Below are 2,421 nucleotides of genomic sequence, written 5' to 3'. Positions count from 1 at the left end.
AAACTTATCAAAGAACTCTTTGGCATAGTGACAGAAGCCGCTTAGCCAATATGTTGAATTTTTAACGGACTATTATATGTATAACAACCAAATATAAGAAAAAGTCAGGAACTCTTCTCTTTTCTTTAATGAAAATTAAACAGAAATCCTGACCTTTCCTTGTGTATATAATAAGAACTTAGAACTGTTCCAATATCTCAATCCGCTTTTCAATGGGGGGATGGGTGGCAAACAAGCCACCGAGTTGGCCATATAGACCTTTTGTCTTCTTTTTAGGATTTTGAATGAATAATTGCGCTACGTCTTTCCGTTGCACGGCTTCTATCGCTGGGTCGGCAGATATTTTCCGCAAAGCACTGGCAAGTGCCAACGGATTTTTCGTCATTTCTGCCGAACCGGCATCTGCCATATATTCGCGTTTGCGCGAAATGGCAAAACGCATCAGGCTGGCGAAAAGGAAACCAATGGCAGCTATCAGTAAAGCGACTATCATAAAGAGGAAAATTCCTGCGCTGCCTTTACTGTTACTACGTACACGTATATGTGTGATGGTATAAAACGTGATTTCCGTCAGCATGGAGAAGATACCGACAAATACGATGGAGATAATAAGCAGACGCACGTCCCGGTTACGGATATGGGTAAGCTCATGCCCGATTACGGCTTCAAGTTCTTCATCGTTTAGCTTTTGGATGATACCTCTCGAAAGGGTAATCGTATATGTGCGGTCATTGATACCACTTGCAAATGCATTCAGCGAATTATCATGAATGATATTTATCTTCGGCATACTCATGCCCTGAGACATGCAGAGGTTTTCCACCAAGTTGTAAACGCGTTTGTTTTCCTTGCGGTCAAGCGGCTTGGAGCCTGTGGCGGAATTAATGATTCTCGTATTAGCCCAATAGGCGATAAGAAACCAGATAGCCACTACTCCTAAAGTATAGGGTAGGGAAGAGAGGAAGAAATGATGGACCATAGGCATCATCTCGACTTCCATACTCTTGCCGTATCCGAAAAGAACCAGCAGGTAACAGGACAAATAAAGAAGTGCTGTCACCAGGCAAGGAAAGAGGAACAATAGAAATGCGGAACGTGTATTGTTCCGGCTCTGCTGTGTTTGGATTCCGACGTATTGCATCGCGTGTTTGATTTATGCAGTGAGTGAACGGTGACTGGAGATTTAGAAATTGATTTTGGGAGCCTGTTCCAAATTGGCGCGTTCGTTCTTTCCCAAATCAAACATGATTTCTTTTTGGAATCCTGTCATGCCTGCTATGATATTAGAAGGGAATGTCTGTACGGCGTTATTGTATTCTTTGGTAGCCGAGTTGAAGTAACGGCGGACAGCAGCCAACTTATTCTCCACATCGGCTATTTCCTCTTGTAATTGCAGGAAACTTTGATTTGCTTTCAAGTCGGGATAGGCTTCCAATGTGATTTTCAGCCCTGCAAGGGCGGAACTTAACTGATTCTCGGCGGCTATCTTATCATCAATAGTCTTGGCACTGACGGCACCGTTACGTGCCTGAATCACCCGGTCGAGTGTCTCCTTTTCATGGGCGGCATATCCTTTCACGGTATCTACCAATTGCGGAATCAAGTCATGACGTTGCTTCAACTGTACGTCGATGTCGGCAAACGCATTTTCACGATTGTTTCTCAGTCTCACTAGCGAATTGTACATGGATGCAAAAATGATGCCCAACAATACAATAATTCCTACAACAATAAGTATATTCATTGTCTTTTAATTTATTAGGTTAATATTAATCAAAAGTAATCTATTTGATTCTTTTAAGCAAATGAATGGGAGATTTTTCTTCAAATACCACCCCAAAAAACTATCAGAAAGCACACAAAAACTATCATTTGATAGAAATATCCCTAAGAAATGATTGAAATCTTCCTGTATGAGACGCAAAATACCTTTAAACTTGCAACCGACAAGAAAAACGAAATATTAACTATAAAACCCTTAAAGGATGAAAAGTTTAAGTTTCAGAAAAGATTTAATTGGAGTTCAAGAGGAGTTGCTTCGTTTTGCTTATAAACTGACGGGCAATCGTGAAGAAACGAATGATTTGTTGCAGGAAACATCTTTAAAAGCGTTGGATAACGAGGAAAAATTTGCTCTAGATACAAATTTCAAGAGATGGATGTATACTATCATGCGTAACATCTTTATTAATAATTACCGGAAAATAGTCCGTGAGCAGACTTTCGTAGACCCTACTGATAATATTACCACTTGAACCTGCCGCAGGATGTAGGATTTGAAAGTACGGAGGGTGCTTATGACTTGAAAGAAATGCACCGTATTGTCAATGCGTAGCCCAAAGAGTAAGTAGATGTTCATAATTGGTTTATATCATAAGGTTTTGATACCTTTGCCTCATAAAATTCAAATATGCACTTATG

At 40.4% G+C, this 2,421-nt stretch carries 2 protein-coding genes and 1 pseudogene; 1 reads left to right on the top strand and 2 read right to left on the bottom strand.

Annotated features, from left to right (window positions below):
- Positions 1-178: 178 nt before the first annotated feature.
- Both NSB03_RS20370 and NSB03_RS20365 read right to left on the bottom strand, forming a co-directional pair.
- On the bottom strand, positions 179-1,141 hold the full coding sequence (locus NSB03_RS20370) for a M48 family metallopeptidase (protein WP_024988872.1): 963 nt from the start codon (positions 1,139-1,141) through the stop codon (positions 179-181).
- Positions 1,142-1,183: 42 nt separating this feature from the next.
- Positions 1,184-1,744, bottom strand: a complete 561-nt coding sequence (locus tag NSB03_RS20365; protein ID WP_121766658.1) for a LemA family protein — start codon at positions 1,742-1,744, stop codon at positions 1,184-1,186.
- 241 nt (positions 1,745-1,985) lie between these two features.
- Here NSB03_RS20365 and NSB03_RS20360 point away from each other — a divergent pair.
- Positions 1,986-2,332: pseudogene (locus tag NSB03_RS20360) on the top strand (RNA polymerase sigma factor); the annotation flags it as partial.
- Positions 2,333-2,421: the final 89 nt, after the last annotated feature.

The sequence above is a fragment of the Bacteroides acidifaciens genome (genome assembly GCF_024623065.1).
GTDB lineage: Bacteria > Bacteroidota > Bacteroidia > Bacteroidales > Bacteroidaceae > Bacteroides > Bacteroides acidifaciens.
This window is presented reverse-complemented; position numbering and strand designations above follow the sequence as displayed.

Excerpts from the sequence above, each read along its gene's own strand:
- NSB03_RS20370 (WP_024988872.1), bottom strand. The coding sequence starts at position 1,141 with ATGCAATACGTCGGAATCCAAACACAGCAGAGCCGGAACAATACACGT.
- NSB03_RS20365 (WP_121766658.1), bottom strand. The coding sequence starts at position 1,744 with ATGAATATACTTATTGTTGTAGGAATTATTGTATTGTTGGGCATCATT.